This is a genomic window from Collinsella aerofaciens, from assembly GCF_028207065.1.
GTDB classification, from domain to species: domain Bacteria; phylum Actinomycetota; class Coriobacteriia; order Coriobacteriales; family Coriobacteriaceae; genus Collinsella; species Collinsella aerofaciens_AR.
In genome coordinates this window covers 1-13,951 of sequence record NZ_JAQLFP010000040.1, presented here as the reverse complement: position 1 = coordinate 13,951, position 13,951 = coordinate 1, and the positions used below count along the sequence as shown (strand labels likewise).

General features: G+C 61.9%; 14 protein-coding genes. 13 read left to right on the top strand and 1 reads right to left on the bottom strand.

What is annotated here, in order from left to right; translation table 11 throughout:
• The first annotated feature begins 238 nt into the window (after positions 1–238).
• The 4 genes from tgt (at position 239) to PMX72_RS09610 (ending at position 3,108) form a co-directional block, all read left to right on the top strand.
• Positions 239–1,378 carry a tRNA guanosine(34) transglycosylase Tgt gene (gene tgt / locus PMX72_RS09625; RefSeq protein WP_055285790.1) on the top strand — a complete coding sequence of 380 codons (1,140 nt, stop codon included), beginning with the start codon at positions 239–241 and terminating at the stop codon, positions 1,376–1,378.
• Positions 1,379–1,589: 211 nt separating this feature from the next.
• On the top strand, positions 1,590–2,348 hold the full coding sequence (locus tag PMX72_RS09620; RefSeq protein ID WP_195544720.1) for an LOG family protein: 759 nt from the start codon (positions 1,590–1,592) through the stop codon (positions 2,346–2,348).
• 113 nt (positions 2,349–2,461) lie between these two features.
• Positions 2,462–2,761 (top strand): type II toxin-antitoxin system RelB/DinJ family antitoxin, encoded by a 300-nt coding sequence (locus PMX72_RS09615; protein ID WP_117734476.1) that lies wholly within the window; start codon positions 2,462–2,464, stop codon positions 2,759–2,761.
• A 2-nt stretch (positions 2,762–2,763) separates the two neighbouring features.
• On the top strand, positions 2,764–3,108 hold the full coding sequence (locus PMX72_RS09610; protein ID WP_271729224.1) for a type II toxin-antitoxin system RelE/ParE family toxin: 345 nt from the start codon (positions 2,764–2,766) through the stop codon (positions 3,106–3,108).
• A gap of 57 nt (positions 3,109–3,165) precedes the next feature.
• Here the strand turns inward: PMX72_RS09610 and PMX72_RS09605 are convergent, their stop codons facing one another.
• The gene (locus PMX72_RS09605) at positions 3,166–4,026 is read right to left on the bottom strand and encodes a DegV family protein (protein ID WP_271729223.1); all 861 of its coding nucleotides are present in this window, start codon (positions 4,024–4,026) and stop codon (positions 3,166–3,168) included.
• 156 nt (positions 4,027–4,182) lie between these two features.
• Between PMX72_RS09605 and PMX72_RS09600 the strand changes: the two genes are divergently transcribed.
• The 9 genes from PMX72_RS09600 (at position 4,183) to PMX72_RS09560 (ending at position 13,792) form a co-directional block, all read left to right on the top strand.
• The gene (locus PMX72_RS09600) at positions 4,183–4,845 is read left to right on the top strand and encodes an HAD hydrolase-like protein (RefSeq protein ID WP_271729222.1); all 663 of its coding nucleotides are present in this window, start codon (positions 4,183–4,185) and stop codon (positions 4,843–4,845) included.
• A gap of 54 nt (positions 4,846–4,899) precedes the next feature.
• On the top strand, positions 4,900–6,336 hold the full coding sequence (locus PMX72_RS09595) for a M20 family metallopeptidase (RefSeq protein WP_271729221.1): 1,437 nt from the start codon (positions 4,900–4,902) through the stop codon (positions 6,334–6,336).
• Positions 6,337–6,725: 389 nt separating this feature from the next.
• Positions 6,726–7,664: a phosphate ABC transporter substrate-binding protein gene (locus tag PMX72_RS09590; RefSeq protein WP_271729220.1), complete on the top strand. Its 939-nt coding sequence runs from the start codon at positions 6,726–6,728 to the stop codon at positions 7,662–7,664.
• Positions 7,665–7,688: 24 nt separating this feature from the next.
• A complete protein-coding gene (pstC, locus tag PMX72_RS09585) occupies positions 7,689–8,597 on the top strand; it encodes a phosphate ABC transporter permease subunit PstC (protein ID WP_271729219.1) in 909 nt (302 codons plus the stop codon).
• Positions 8,590–9,516: a phosphate ABC transporter permease PstA gene (pstA, locus tag PMX72_RS09580; RefSeq protein ID WP_271729218.1), complete on the top strand. Its 927-nt coding sequence runs from the start codon at positions 8,590–8,592 to the stop codon at positions 9,514–9,516. The genes pstC and pstA overlap by 8 nt, the downstream gene beginning before the upstream one ends.
• Positions 9,513–10,385, top strand: a complete 873-nt coding sequence (gene pstB, locus PMX72_RS09575; protein ID WP_195535168.1) for a phosphate ABC transporter ATP-binding protein PstB — start codon at positions 9,513–9,515, stop codon at positions 10,383–10,385. Before pstA ends, pstB begins: the two co-directional genes overlap by 4 nt.
• A 205-nt stretch (positions 10,386–10,590) precedes the next feature.
• A complete protein-coding gene (locus PMX72_RS09570) occupies positions 10,591–12,450 on the top strand; it encodes an ABC-F family ATP-binding cassette domain-containing protein (protein WP_271729217.1) in 1,860 nt (619 codons plus the stop codon).
• 6 nt (positions 12,451–12,456) lie between these two features.
• The gene (locus PMX72_RS09565) at positions 12,457–13,227 is read left to right on the top strand and encodes a Cof-type HAD-IIB family hydrolase (RefSeq protein ID WP_271729216.1); all 771 of its coding nucleotides are present in this window, start codon (positions 12,457–12,459) and stop codon (positions 13,225–13,227) included.
• Between the two features lie 187 nt (positions 13,228–13,414).
• Positions 13,415–13,792, top strand: coding sequence for a metal-dependent transcriptional regulator (locus PMX72_RS09560; protein WP_271729215.1), 378 nt, complete (start codon positions 13,415–13,417; stop codon positions 13,790–13,792).
• Positions 13,793–13,951 lie beyond the last annotated feature (159 nt).

Below are 13,951 nucleotides of genomic sequence, written 5' to 3'. Positions count from 1 at the left end.
TCGCAGCCCCGACCCGCGGTCACGAGCGGGGGCTCCTATCTTTTTAGTGCCCTCGGATTGGGTCATAGTGTCTGTCGGAAATGATCCGTTGGGGACGGAGGAAAACGGATCATTTTTATCCTGGTGCATTGGTGCAGGGGGCAGGTTTCCTTTGCACTAGTTTCTGTCGAGTCGGTGCTTCTTGCGGGTTGCCCGTATAATGGTTTGCGTATGAACCGCAACCAAGGAGTTCCAGTTTATGGACCAGAGCCTTTTTAAATTCGACTTGATCGCCGAGGACCCGACGACGCACGCGCGCGCCGGCGTGCTGCACACCCCGCACGGCGACATCGAGACGCCGATCTTTATGCCCGTGGGCACCAAGGCAAACGTCAAGGGCATCCCCACCGAGACCGTTAAGCAGCTCGGTGCGCAGATCGTGCTCGCCAACACCTACCACCTGTCCATGCGTCCCGGCGAGGACACCATCGCCGAGCTGGGCGGACTGCACAAGTTTATGAACTGGCATGGCCCCATTCTTACCGACTCGGGCGGCTTCCAGGTGTTCAGCCATAACGACGCCGTCAAGCTCACCGACGAGGGCGTGCGCTTTATCGTCAACGACTACGACGGCCGCCATGTGTTCTGGACGCCCGAGGACAACATGGAAATCGCCATGAAGCTCGGTTCCGACATCTGCATGCAGCTCGACCAATGCCCGGGCTATCCCGCCACGCGCGCCTACGTTGAGCGCGCCGTTGAGCTGTCGAGTATGTGGGCCGAGCGCTGCTACAAGGCTCACACCCGCGATGACCAGGCGCTCTTTGGCATCGTCCAGGGTGGCATGCATCTGGATCTGCGCCTGCGCTCGCTGCGCCATCTGGAGGAGTGCGGCGACTTCCCCGGTTACGGCATCGGCGGCTACTCGGTGGGCGAGGACCACGAGACTATGTTCGAGACGCTGGCGCCGCTGGTTTCCGAGTACATGCCTAAGCACAAGCCGCGCTACCTCATGGGCGTCGGCAACCCTACCACGCTCGTGCGCGGCGTTGGCGTGGGCATTGACATGTTCGACTGCGTGCTGCCGACGCGCACCGGCCGTATGGGCACGGCGTTCTCCAGCGAGGGTCGCCTCAACTTCCGCAACGCGCGCTTTGCGCACGATGACGGCCCCATCGACCCCACCTGCACCTGTCCGGTGTGCACGGGCGGCTACAGCCGCGCGCTCATCCGTCACATGGTCACGCAGAAGGAGATGCTCGGCGGCATCCTGCTTTCGATGCATAACATCTACTACCTGCTCAACCTTATGCAGCGTGCCCGCCAGGCCATTATCGAGGGCCGCTACGGCGCGTTTGTGAGCGACTGGATGAACAGCCCTGCGGCGGTGGACTACTAAGGGCGACAGACACGCTTGCAGAGCGTGGGCAACGGCAAAGGCTGAGCGGCAGCCGCTCGTCGCATTCGCGGACGCCGGCTGCGCGACCGCTGACCGATGCCTTGCAAGCGCATGATGCATCGTGGGTACCATACCGAATAGTTGATGTTCGGGCGGGTGTTTGACGCATGGCGTCAACCCCGCCCGCTTCTATTTTCGATAGGAGTGCCCCATGATTAAGAATGAGAACGTCGAGGGCGAGCCTGCCTACGACGAGACGTACCGCCGTGGTCCCGTGGTCATGCGCGGCCCCATGATTCCTAAGGACAACACCTACGCCAACCTGCTGGCGCCCGAGGAGTCGACCGACTGGTTGCATGCCGATCCGTGGCGCGTACTGCGCATCCAGGCCGAGTTTGTCGATGGCTTTGGCGCACTTGCCGAGTTAGGGCCTGCGGTGACCATCTTCGGTAGTGCCCGTACGCCCAAGACCGATCCGCTCTACAAAGCGGCGCGCACGGTCGGCCGTAAGATTGCCCAGCGCGGCGTGGCGGTTATCACCGGTGGCGGCCCCGGCATCATGGAGGCGGCCAACAGGGGAGCGGCGAGCGTCAACGGCAAGTCAGTTGGTTTGGGCATTGAGCTGCCGCACGAGCAGGGGCTCAACAAATACGTGAACCTCGGTATGGACTTCCGCTACTTCTTTGTGCGCAAGACCATGTTCGTCAAATACAGCTCGGGCGCTATTGTGTTTCCCGGCGGGTTTGGCACGCTCGACGAGATGTTCGAGGTGCTCACGCTGGTGCAAACGCACAAGGTCAAGCGTATGCCGCTTGTGCTGGTAGGCAGCGAGTACTGGCAGGGCCTATTCGACTGGCTTAACGGTCCGGTGATGGACGCCGGTATGATCAGTCCGCTTGATCCGGATCTGGTACACATTACCGATAACCTCAACGAAGCCGTCGACATTGCGCTCAGCGGGCTGATGTAGGGCGAGGTGCCTGTCGTTGTAGTAATGAGAACGGCAGATTGATGCTATTTAACATCAGTCTGCCATCTAAACTGGGTATACTGATGCAAAAGACGAGGGCTAGGAGGTCGCGTATGTCTACTGCAACGGTTAAGCCTACGACGGTTCGCATCGAAGAGGGGCTCAAGGAGCAGGCGACTGAGTTCTTGGATTCGGTCGGCCTCAGCCTCAATTCCTATCTCAATCTTGCCGTTCGGCAGCTTGTAAATCAGCGAAAGATTCCTTTTGAGATTGTAGGAAGGGCGGAGGTGCCCAACGAGGCGACGAGGCGCGCCATGGTGATTGCCGAGGCTCATGAGTTGGGGATTCTGCCAGACGACAGCCCGTCATTCAATAACGCTGATGAGCTTATATCGTTCCTCGATGAGGGCTAGCGATGTTTGAGATTAAAGTCGAGGCTCAATTTAAGATGGACTACAAACGAACGATGCGCATGCATCCGCAGCTAAAAAGTGAGTTTAAAGCGGCGGTTGCAGAGCTTGTGGCTCATGGGTTACTTCCGGCGGAGTATGGCGCCCACGAGCTCTCAAACCCGGGCGGAAACTACAACGGCCACATCGATTTCCACCTATCCGATGGCTTGGTCGATGTGGTCGTTCTTTATCTTCCCCATAAGACTAACCCAGTGATTAGGCTGGTGAGAATGGGCACTCATCAGGAGCTGTTTCAGGGTCCGCTGACCCGATCGCCGATTTCCAAGTTGCGGTGGAATAGGGATTGATTTGCGGCTGATAAGCCAAAAACAGTCCCTATTCCACCGCAACTGATGTGGGCGTCCCTAGTGAGTTGGCTGGTAGCGGGGGCAGTAGCTGATGGCGATGGCATCGACGCCTACGTGGGTGGCGATGGTGCAGCCGATGGGGCCGGTGCCGGCGTCTACGTAGTCCTGGCCCGCGAGCGCCTCGTTGACAAGTTCCTGCTCCTCGGCGGCGCCGGTCGTGAGCACGCGCACGCTTGAGCCCGGGTGCTCGTCCAAAAACGCGAGGCAATCTGCCATGGTGTTGGCGACGATGCGCTTGGCGCCGCGGCCCTTTTTGATCGCCTTGATCTCGCCCGACTGCCACTCCGGCGAAACGGCCAGGCGAATGTTGAGCATATGCGTGAGCTGGCCGGCGAGCTTGGGCGCGCGGCCGTTCTTAACGAGGTTCTCGAGCGTGCGGGGAATCAGCAGCAGGTGGGCGTCGGGCAGCGTCGCGCGGATCTGCGCCTCGGTTTCGTCCAGGCTGCGGCCATCTTCGCGCATGGCCCGCGCATACTCCACCAGCAGGCCCTCGGCGCCCGAGCCAGTGCGCGAATCGATGCAGCGAACGTCGAGCTCGTGGGTCTCGGCGACCAGGCATGCGTTGGAATAGCAGGCGGACCATTCGCTGCACAGCGAGATAAAGATCGCGCTGCCGTGGCCGTCAGCACGCACGCGGTCAAAGAGTGCCTTGAACTCGCCGGCACTCGGCTGCGAGGTGTGCGGCAGCTGCTCGGAGCCGGCCATGCGGGCGACGTACTCTTGGGCGGTAATCTGCACCTGGTCGAGCAGGTCCTCGCCCTCGATAATCACATGCAGTGGAATCACGTAAATGCCGAGCTCTTGGGCACGGGCGGGGGAGATGTCCGACGTGGAGTCGGTTATGATGGCAAAAGACATAATTGCACCTTTCGTTGGGGCGCGACGGCGCGGCCTTCTGAGAGCAAAGTGCGACAAGTATAGTGGAGTTGCTCTACATTGCTAGGTTAAATTGTTGAATAGTCAACAGTTTGAAGTGTCGGTGTGGAAATCGTCAACTGGGGAAGAGGGATGCCGATGGAGGCGCTGGAGATAGGCAAACGGCCGGTCGTGTTGTTCGATTTTGACGGCACGGTGGCCGATACGGGTCGGGCGGTGATGACCTCGACGCGCAAGACGCTGGCTGCGCGTGGGTTTACGGAGGCGCAGATGGGTGACTTGCGCCGTATGATCGGGCCTCCGCTGTGGAAGAGCTTCCACGACTTTTACGGCTTCTCACGCGAGGAGTCGCTGGTGGTGGCCGATGAGTACCGCGCCTTTTTTGACGAGCTGGGTCCGGAAGAGTACCCCGTGTTCGATGGGATCCCCGAGCTGCTCGACGGGCTGGCCGCCCAGGGCAAGCGTGTGGCCGTGGCGACGTCGCGCATGGAGGCAAAGTGCATCGACATGGTGCGTGAGCTGGTGCTTTCTCAGTTTGAGGCGGTGGTTGGCATGAATCCGCCGCAGGGGCGCGAGACCAAGGCCGATTCGGTTCGCGACGCCCTGTCGGCGCTTGGCGCGACGGCCGACGAGGCCGTGATGATCGGCGACCGCTTTAACGACGTGGAGGGCGCGCACGCGATGGGCGTGCCGTGCATTGGCATCTATTCGGGCGCAGCGGCGCCGGGCGAGCACGAGGCGGCGGGTGCCGATGCAGTGGTGCATTCGGTGGCCGAGCTTGCTAAACTTTTCGCTATCTAATGACGTGATATGAGGGGCGGGCGTACCCGTCGCTCATTGCTAAGGAGGTCGTCCATGAATCAGGTGGAGCAGAGCGTTACCGAGTATGTCGACGAGGTCTGGGAAGATGTCGTCGCCGATATCGAGCGGCTGGTGAGCTATCCGTCCGTGGCGGTTTCTGCCAATGCGGAGCCCGGCGCACCGTTTGGCCGTCCGGTTCGTGACGCGCTCGACTGCGCGCTCGGCATCGCGCAGAAGCTCGGCTACCAGACAAGTGACGACGAGGGTTACGTGGGCATTGCCGATATCCCGGGTCGCGGCGATAAGCAGCTCGCGACCATCTGCCACGTGGACGTGGTGCCCGCCGGCCCTGGCTGGAACACCGACCCGTTTGCGATGGAGCGTCGCGAGGGCTGGCTGCTCGGTCGCGGCGTTATCGACGACAAGGGTCCAGCCGTGCTGTCGCTCTACGCCGGCGCCTATCTGCTCAAGCACGGTATTACCCCGCGCTATACCTTCCGCGCGCTGTTGGGCTGCGATGAGGAGGTGAGTATGTCCGACGTCCACCATTATCTGGAGAACCACGCGAACCCCGACTTTCTGTTTACGCCCGATGCCGAGTTCCCGGTCTGCAATGCCGAGAAGGGTCAGTTTGGAGCGACGTTTGTGAGCTCCAAGATCGACGGCGGGCGCATTGTGTCCTGGAGCGGTGCCGAGGCGAGCAACGCCATTCCTTCGCAGTCTATCTGCGAGCTTGCGATTGCTGCCGACGAGCTGCCGGCACCGGTTGAGAACGCCGACCGACTGGAGATTACAGCGCTCGATAACGGGCATGCGCAGATTTTCGCCCACGGTATCGGTGGCCATGCTTCGATGCCCGAGGGCACTATCAACGCCGTCGGCCTGATTGTGGCGTATCTGCGCGAGGCCGAGGACGCGTTTGGTGCCCGCGGCGAGCGCCTGCTGACGCCCGCCGAGCACGAGTTTGTCAAATTCCTGGCCTTTGTGCACGCGGATGCCTATGGCCGCGGCCTGGGCATCGATGCGACGAGCCTGGCGTTTGGCCCGCTCACCTGCAACCCCGGCGTCATCCGTGTGGTGGATGGCCATATTGAGCAGGTCATTGACGTGCGTTTCCCCGATAGCACGAGCGCTGATACCATTCGCGAGCAGCTCGAGCCGCTCGTGGGGCGCTTTGACGTGACGTGTCGCGTGGGTCATGCAAAGGTGCCGTTCTCGGTGTCTGCCGACGATCCGGCCGTGAAGGCGCTTATCGATACCTATAACGAGTTTACGGGCAAGCATGCCGAGCCCTTTGCCATGGGCGGCGGCACGTACGCGCGCAACTTTGCCCGCGCCGTCTCGTTTGGCCCCGAGGAGACCGGCCTGGAGCTGCCCGCATGGGGCGGCCAGATGCACGGCCCCAACGAGTGCGCCAACGAGGAGCAGCTCAAGCAGGCGCTCAAGATTTATATCGTGGCCATCCTGCGCCTCAACGAACTTGAGCTGTAGGGCTTCCCCAGGCACCCGACCTTGCCCCTCAAACCGTCGCTTGCGTACCAAAGTACGCGGCGCTCCTCTTTCGGGGCAATCTCGGGCACCTGGGAAACCCCTATATCCTGCTTGGATACAAACTTGCATTACGAGCCCGGTGCTTCGGCCCGGGCTTTTTCTGTTGCGGTGGGGTAGTCATTGGGGACGTTCCTTTGGTGTAAAAGGTGCGCCATGTTCGGCGCTGGATTGTTATCCGTTTGTAAAGGCTGGGCAGAGCTTGCGGTAAGGGTCTATCAAATGACCGTAAGAAACCGCAGATAAGGCGGTCGTCGCCCGATCGAGGCCGTATCTTTCCAAACAGCAAAGCGGGCAGGGTGCCCGCGATTCGCATGTATGAAAGGAAGATCATGCTCGATCAGGCTTATTCTCGTCGTCAGTTCCTCGGCCTCGCTGGTGGTCTCGCCAGCATCGTCGGTCTCGGCCTCGTTGGTTGCGGCGGCTCCGGCGCATCCGACGCCGCCGACAAGGGTAGCGCCGCTGCTGCCGAGTCCGTCTCCGGCGAGGTGACCTACGACGGCGCCTCCTCGTTCCAGGCTCTCGTCGAGGCTGCTGCCGAGAAGTTCATGGACGCCAACCCCGACGTCTCCGTCTCCGGCTCGGGCAACGGTTCGGGCAAGGGTCTGACCGCTGTCGCCGCCGGCACCGTCACCATTGGTAACTCCGACGTCTTCGCCGAGACCAAGCTCGAGGCCGACCAGGTCAAGAACCTCGTCGACCACGAGGTCGCCGTTGTGGGCATGGGCCCCGTCGTCTCTAAGAACGTGACGGTCGACGATTTGTCCCTCGAGCAGCTCAAGGGCATCTTCTCCGGCCAGATCACCAACTGGAAGGAGGTCGGCGGCGACGACGCCAAGATCGTTGTCCTCAACCGCAAGGCCGGCTCCGGTACCCGCGCCACCTTCGAGGCCGCCGTCTTTGGCGACGAGGCCGTCGACTTTAAGGGCGACGCCGAGCTCGACAAGTCCGGCGACGTCCAGACCCAGATGGCCAGTACCGACAACGCCATTTCCTACCTCGACTTCTCGCACTTTGACGATTCCAAGTTCAACGCCGTCAAGGTCGAGGGTGTCGAGCCCAAGAGCAAGAACGTCACCGACGACTCCTTCAAGATCTGGGCGACCGAGCACATGTACTGCGCCAAGGACGCCGACGAGGCCACCAAGGCCTTCCTGGACTTTATGCTTTCCGACGACGTCCAGGGCAAGCTTGTCGAGGAGCAGGGCTTTATCCCTGTCTCTGCCATGAAGGTCGTCAAGGACGCCAGCGGCAAGGTCTCTGCTAAATAAGTAATCGCCCCGGAAAGGTTTGCAATGGCAAAACAGCTGCCAAAGCGCGACCTTGAGAACGTGGGCCTGGGCGTCACGGGCGCGTGCGTAGCGCTCGTGACGCTTGTCGTTGCCGCGCTCATCTTTATGGTCGCCCAAAAGGGCCTCTCGGCTTTTTTCAAGGATGGCGTTTCGGTCGTCGAGTTCTTCACCGGCACCAAGTGGGACCTGGCCAACACAGCCGAAAACGGTCTGCCTTACACCGGCGCCCTGCCTCTGATCGTCACCTCGTTTGCGGTCATGGTGCTCTCCGCGCTCATCGCGCTGCCCATCGCCATCGGCTCTGCCATCTTTGCGGTCGAGATTAGCCCTAAGTTTGGTTCCAAGGTCTTTCAGCCGCTCATTGAGCTTTTGACCGGTATTCCCTCGGTCGTCTTTGGCCTGATCGGTTTTCACGTGGTCGTCGGCCTTATGAAGAGCGTTTTCCACGTGAGTACGGGCCTGGGCATCCTGCCTGGCGCCATCGTGCTGGCCGTCATGATCCTGCCGACGATGACCACCCTTTCGGTCGATGGCCTGCGCGCCGTGCCCGACAGCTACCGTCAGGGTTCGCTTGCTCTGGGCTATACCCGCTGGCAGACCATCTGGCACGTGGTACTCAAGTCTGCCATGCCGTCGCTCATGACCGCGGTCATCCTCGGTATGACCCGCGCCTTTGGCGAAACGCTCGCTGTGCGCATGGTTATCGGCGGCATCGAGGCCATGCCGACGTCGCTGCTGTCGCCGGCGTCCACCATCACCACCACGCTCACCACGTCTATGGCAGTCTATGCCGAGGGCTCGGCCCAGGACGATGTTCTGTGGGCGCTCGGTCTGCTGCTGATGGGCATGAGCCTCATCTTCATCCTGATCATCCACCTTATCGGCCGCAAGGGGGCGAAGGCTCGTGGCTAGCACGCGCATCCATATCGACGAGACGAGACTCGGGCGGGTCCAAAGGCAGGACCGCATCGCCACGGGCGTGCTGACGGCAATCGTCGCCATCGTCATGCTCATCGTCATCTCCATGGTGGCCTATATCCTGTTCGAGGGCGTCTCGATGCTGTTCCAGCCGGGGTTTCTCACGCAGCCCGCGCGCGCCAACGGAACCCAAGGCGGCGTGCTCTACCAGCTATTCGACTCGTTCTACCTGCTGCTGATCACTCTGGTCATCTCGGTGCCCATCAGTCTGGGCGGAGCGGTCTTTCTGGTTGAGTACGCGCCGAACGGCCCTATCCGCGACATCGCCTCCACCGCCATCGAGACACTGTCCTCGCTGCCGTCCATCGTCGTCGGCATGTTCGGCTTTCTGGTGTTCTCGGTGCAGCTGGGCTGGAAGTACTCCATCATCTCCGGCGCCGTCGCGCTCACCATGTTCAACATCCCCATTCTGGTGCGCGTGATTCAGCAGGCGCTCGAGGACGTGCCGCAGGCCCAGCGCGATGCGTGCCTGGCCATGGGCCTTACCCGCTGGGAGGCCACGCTGCACATCCTGATCCCCGAGGCCATGCCTGCCATCGTGACCGGCATCGTGCTTTCGGCCGGCCGCGTGTTTGGCGAGGCCGCGGCGCTGCTCTTTACCTCGGGCATGAGCTCGCCGGTGCGCCTGAACTTCTTGAGCTTTAACCTGTCGAGTCCCACCTGCGCCTGGAACGTGTTCCGCCCCGGTGAGTCGCTCGCCGTGCACATCTACAAGATTTACGGCGAGGGGAGCCCCGAGGCACAGCAGATCGTTTGGGGCACCGCGGCGCTGCTGATGATTTGCGTGCTGCTGTTTAACGTAGTCGCCCGTATCGTGGGCAAGCAACTGGCAAGGAGGATGACGGCCGAATGAGCGAGATAAATGCAACGCCCGCAACCGAGGTAGTCACGTCCGAGACCCAGGACTTTTTGTCGAGCGTGGGGGAGAGCGAGAAGCGCGTTCGCGTGAGCGGCAAGGCCGTGAGCGACGAGGTCGCGCTCTCCACCAAGGACGTCAATGTGTACTATGGCGACCACCATGCGCTGCACAACACGTCGCTCGACTTCCACAAGGGTGAGATCACAGCGCTCATCGGGCCTTCGGGCTGCGGTAAGTCGACCTTCTTGCGCAGCCTCAACCTGATGAATCGCGAGATTCGCGGCTGCCGCGTGGAGGGCGAGATCAACTACCGCGGGCGCAACGTGAACACCAGGACCGAGAACACCTACGAGCTGCGTCGCTCCATTGGCATGGTGTTCCAGCAGCCCAACCCCTTCCGCAAGTCTATTCGCGACAACATCACGTTTGCGCCCAAGCGCCACGGCATCACCGACCGTGACGAGCTCGATCGCATGGTCGAGGAGAGCCTACGCGGCGCGGCGCTGTGGGACGAGGTCAAGGACAAGCTCGACAAGAGCGCCTACGCGCTTTCGGGCGGTCAGCAGCAACGTCTGTGCATTGCGCGCACGCTGGCGCTCAACCCCGACGTGATCCTGTTTGACGAGCCCTGCTCGGCGCTCGACCCCATCTCGACGCTGGCGATTGAGGACCTGATGTCATCGATCGTTGCCGACCGCGCCATCGTCATCGTGACGCACAACATGGAACAGGCGTCGCGCGTGTCCAACCGCACGGCGTTCTTCTACATGGGCGATATGGTCGAGTACGACGAGACCGACGAGATTTTCCAACGGCCCAAGGATAAGCGGCTGAATGATTACCTCACCGGCATGTTCTCCTAGTCCGGGACATGCTTGAGGCCCGCGGCGGCCACGGTCGCCACGGGACTGATTGGAGAGGCGGGTCATCTCTTTTGCGAGATGGCCCGCCTTTTTACTCTGCGACCGAATCGACCACCACAAAGGGGACAGGCACCTTCGTGGTGGTTTGGGGTGGGGCTCGCTGCTATCATGGACAACGTTGAATTTCTACGAAGGAGCAGGGCATATGGCGATTCTTTTGGGATGCGATTCCATCAGCCTAGAGTTTCCCACCAAGCATATTTTCGATAGCGTGACGCTCGGCGTGGGCGAGGGCGACCGCATTGGTATTGTCGGTAAAAACGGCGACGGCAAGTCGACGCTGCTGAGCGTGCTCGCCGGCACGCTGGAGCCCGACGATGGCCGCGTGACGCACCGCCGCGGCACGACGATCGGTCTGCTCGGCCAAAAGGACCAGCTTGTCGACACCGATACCGTGCATCATGCCGTCGTGGGCGACATGCCCGAGTACGAGTGGGCGTCGAGCCCCCGCACACGCCAGATCCTCGCCGGCCTCATTAGCGATGTGCCCTGGGAGGGCACGGTGGGCGAGCTTTCGGGCGGCCAGCGCCGTCGTGTGGACCTCGCGCGCCTGTTGATCGGCGACTACGACGTGCTCATGCTCGACGAGCCCACCAACCACCTGGACATGCGCACCATCAACTGGCTCGCGCGTCACTTAAAGGCCCGCTGGCAGCGCGGTCAGGGCGCGATGCTCGTGGTCACGCACGACCGCTGGTTCTTGGACGAGGTCTGCACCAGCATGTGGGAGGTCCACGACGGCCAGGTCGACCCCTTCGAGGGTGGTTACTCGGCCTACATCCTGCAGCGCGTGGAGCGCGACCGCATGGCCGCCGTCACCGAGGAGCGCCGTCGCAACATGGCGCGCAAGGAGCTCGCGTGGCTGAGCCGCGGCGCCCAGGCCCGTTCCACCAAGCCTAAGTTTCGCGTGGAGGCCGCCCGCGAGCTGATTGCCGACGTGCCGCCCGTGCGTGACGAGCTGGAGCTCAAGCGCCTGGCCGTGAGCCGCCTGGGCAAGCAGGTTATCGACGTGGTCGACGTGGACGCCGGCTATACGGATACCGACGGCGCGCCCAAGCAGGTGCTCTCCGACGTGACCTGGCTCATCGGTGCGGGCGACCGCTATGGTCTTTTGGGTGAGAACGGTGCCGGCAAGTCGACGCTACTCGACGTGATTCAGGGCAAGATCGCGCCCCTGCGCGGCCGCGTGAAGATCGGCCAGACGGTGCGCTTTGGCGTGCTGTCGCAGCAGCTCGAGGAGCTCGAGCCCTACATGGGCGACACGATCCGCGAGGTGCTCAGCCACTATAAGAAGTACTACGTCATCGACGGCAAGGAGACTTCGCCCGAGAAGCTCTGCGAGCGTCTGGGCTTTACGACGCAGCAGCTCTGGAGCCGCATCGGCGATCTTTCGGGCGGCCAGCGCCGTCGCCTGTCTCTGCTGCTGACGATCCTGGACGAGCCCAACGTACTCATCCTGGACGAGCCCGGCAACGACCTGGATACCGACATGCTCGCGATTGTCGAGGATCTGCTCGACGGCTGGCCCGGCACGCTGATTCTGGTGACGCACGACCGTTTCCTCATGGAGCGCGTGACCGACCAGCAGTGGGCACTGCTCGATGGCCATCTTACGCATATGCCCGGCGGCGTCGACCAGTACCTGCGCCTGTGCAACGCCACGGCCGAGGGCGAGCCCGTGGGCGCGCCGAGCGCCAAGACCGGCACGTTCGACACCGGTGCCGCGGCGGCTGCGGCCGAAAAGCCCAAGTCGAGCGGTCAGCCCAACGGCCTTTCCAACGCCGAACGTCAAAAGCTTCGCCGTGAGGTGAGCTCGCTCGAGCGCAAGATGGAGACGCAGCGCGCCCGCGTGGAGGAGGCCGAGGCCGCCATGGCCCAGGTCGATCCGACCAACTACACCGCGCTCGGCGAGCAGCAGGCAAAGATCGACGAGGCCCACGCCGCCATGGACGAGTTGGAGATGGCGTGGCTCGAGGCGAGCGAGAAGCTCGAGGGCGAGGAGTAGACGAGGATGATCAAGGCTGCGTTTTTCGATATCGACGGCACGCTGCTGAGCTTTAAGACGCACCGGATCCCGGCGTCGGCGCGGCAGGTGCTCGACAGTTTTCACGAGCAGGGGATTGCGTGCGTGATCGCCACGGGTCGCCCGACCTACCAGATGTCCGATTGGCTGCTCGACTTGGGTTGGGATGCGTACATTACGCTTTCGGGCCAGCACTGTTTTGATGCCGAGGGCGTTTACCGCAGCTGCCCGATCGATCCGGACGACGTCGCGGTGATTGTGGACCAGGTGGCGCAGGGGCGCTACGACTCGCTGTGCATGCAGGGCGAGAACTCGTTTGTGAACCGCCTGTCCGAGCGCGTGGTGACGGCCGGAAGCAACGCGGGGATTGTCTACCACGAGGAGCCGTTTGAGCACGCCTTTGACGCACCGGTCTACCAGTTCTGCGCCTTTGTGGACCCGGCCGACGAGCATATCGTGACCGATGCGGTGGCGCATTCTCTCACTACGCGCTGGTGTGATTTGTTCTGCGACATTATCCCTGCCAACGGCGGTAAGGACCTGGGCGTGGCGGCGACGCTGGAGCGCCTGGGCATCGATGCGAGCGAGGCGATTGCCTTTGGCGATGGCGAGAACGACCTGTCGATGTTTTCCGCCGTGGGCACGAGCGTGGCCATGGGCAACGCGCAGGACACGGTGAAGGCTGCAGCGACCTACGTGACGACCGCCGTGGACGACGACGGCATCTGCAACGCCGCGAAGCACTTTGGATTGATGTAACTGCGGGCCGGCACCTGGCACCTGGGGACACTCCTTGCGGGGCGTCCCCATTTTGTTTTCGTCCCGCACGTTTTGTGAAACACGGCTAACTTTTAGACAAAGTAGTAAGACATGGGCAACTTTTGCGGTAAAGTTAGCCGTGGAAAGTATCCAAAGGCTAACTAGCAATCATCGCGAAAGGCGGCCCATGGCCCTACGTGAATCCGGAGAAGACTATCTCGAATCGATCTACGTTCTATCGGAACGTCAGGTCATCGTGCGCTCGATCGACGTTGCGGAGTATCTCGGCGTAACCAAGGCGAGCGTTTCCAAGGCCATGGCGACGCTGGAAAGCAACGGCTATGTCGAAATGGGCAAACGAGATGTTCATCTGACAGAGCGAGGGCTGGAGGTCGCTCGCCAAATGTGGGAGCGTCACTGCTTTTTCGTGGGGCTGCTGGAGGATGCGGGTGTTTCGGCTGAGGTCGCGTCGCAAGAGGGCTGCCACATGGAGCACTGCCTGAGCGAGGAAAGCTTTGAGAAGCTGAGGGCGATGCTGGGACGGGACAGCGACCGGGACCAGTAGCCCCGCCAACCAAGTCCAACTCAGACAAGGAACCCCGCCAGCAAGCGATGCCCAAGAACCGCCAGCAACGTTACCGCAGGCCGGGACCGGGCTTGGTTTTTGAAAACACTCCGCAGACCAGAAGCGCCCCCGTTCGTAGCTCCGAAGGAGCAGAACGGG

What these genes read in the sequence shown, in the direction of transcription:
- tgt (WP_055285790.1), top strand. Translation starts at nt 239, where the DNA reads ATGGACCAGAGCCTTTTTAAATTCGACTTGATCGCCGAGGACCCGACG.
- PMX72_RS09620 (WP_195544720.1), top strand. Translation starts at nt 1,590, where the DNA reads ATGATTAAGAATGAGAACGTCGAGGGCGAGCCTGCCTACGACGAGACG.
- PMX72_RS09615 (WP_117734476.1), top strand. Translation starts at nt 2,462, where the DNA reads ATGTCTACTGCAACGGTTAAGCCTACGACGGTTCGCATCGAAGAGGGG.
- PMX72_RS09610 (WP_271729224.1), top strand. Translation starts at nt 2,764, where the DNA reads ATGTTTGAGATTAAAGTCGAGGCTCAATTTAAGATGGACTACAAACGA.
- PMX72_RS09605 (WP_271729223.1), bottom strand. Translation starts at nt 4,026, where the DNA reads ATGTCTTTTGCCATCATAACCGACTCCACGTCGGACATCTCCCCCGCC.
- PMX72_RS09600 (WP_271729222.1), top strand. Translation starts at nt 4,183, where the DNA reads ATGGAGGCGCTGGAGATAGGCAAACGGCCGGTCGTGTTGTTCGATTTT.
- PMX72_RS09595 (WP_271729221.1), top strand. Translation starts at nt 4,900, where the DNA reads ATGAATCAGGTGGAGCAGAGCGTTACCGAGTATGTCGACGAGGTCTGG.
- PMX72_RS09590 (WP_271729220.1), top strand. Translation starts at nt 6,726, where the DNA reads ATGCTCGATCAGGCTTATTCTCGTCGTCAGTTCCTCGGCCTCGCTGGT.
- pstC (WP_271729219.1), top strand. Translation starts at nt 7,689, where the DNA reads ATGGCAAAACAGCTGCCAAAGCGCGACCTTGAGAACGTGGGCCTGGGC.
- pstB (WP_195535168.1), top strand. Translation starts at nt 9,513, where the DNA reads ATGAGCGAGATAAATGCAACGCCCGCAACCGAGGTAGTCACGTCCGAG.
- PMX72_RS09570 (WP_271729217.1), top strand. Translation starts at nt 10,591, where the DNA reads ATGGCGATTCTTTTGGGATGCGATTCCATCAGCCTAGAGTTTCCCACC.
- PMX72_RS09565 (WP_271729216.1), top strand. Translation starts at nt 12,457, where the DNA reads ATGATCAAGGCTGCGTTTTTCGATATCGACGGCACGCTGCTGAGCTTT.
- PMX72_RS09560 (WP_271729215.1), top strand. Translation starts at nt 13,415, where the DNA reads ATGGCCCTACGTGAATCCGGAGAAGACTATCTCGAATCGATCTACGTT.